The sequence below is a fragment of the Paraburkholderia sp. EG287B genome (genome assembly GCF_040965595.1).
Taxonomy (GTDB): domain Bacteria; phylum Pseudomonadota; class Gammaproteobacteria; order Burkholderiales; family Burkholderiaceae; genus Paraburkholderia.
In genome coordinates, this window is the sequence record NZ_JBFRCG010000088.1 from 1 (window position 1) to 491 (window position 491).

1 protein-coding gene is annotated in these 491 nt (G+C 56.2%); it reads right to left on the bottom strand.

What is annotated here, in order from left to right; all coding sequences use genetic code 11:
* Positions 1 to 141: 141 nt before the first annotated feature.
* Positions 142 to 491, bottom strand: a 350-nt coding sequence (locus tag AB4Y40_RS42825; RefSeq protein ID WP_368692992.1) for an ATP-binding protein, incomplete at its 5' end; no start/stop codon positions are given.

The following is a 491-nucleotide window of genomic DNA, read 5'->3' on the forward strand; positions in this document are numbered from 1 at the left end:
GCAGGGGCAGGAAGTCAAAGTCAGTTTGTGGGTCAGTCATGATCTGCGTCCGCAGTGTGTAAGTTGCGGACGCAATCTTGATCCCTGTTACCCGCAGGTTCCAGATGAGCCGAAATTACCGCTTACGGTTGACGCTCATCGTTACTGCGCAACGTTGCCGTCGTCAGGCAACTGGCCGCTGAACGGATTTGCAGGGTTATCGTCGTGGAATTGACGCCGCCGTGCATTCTGTTTGTCGCCGGCCTTGCGGCGGCGGTAGCTTTCGACGTTGAGTTCGAAGATCGTCGAGTGATGCACAAGCCGGTCGATGGCGGCGACCGTCATGCCGGGGTCGGGGAACACGTCATTCCAGCCAGAGAACGGTTGGTTTGCAGTTATCAGAAGACTTTTTCGCTCATACCTCTCGGCAATCAGCTCGAACAGAACGCTGGTTTCGGCCTGGTCCTTGCGGGCATACGACAGGTCGTCGAGGATGATCAAATCGAAGCGAT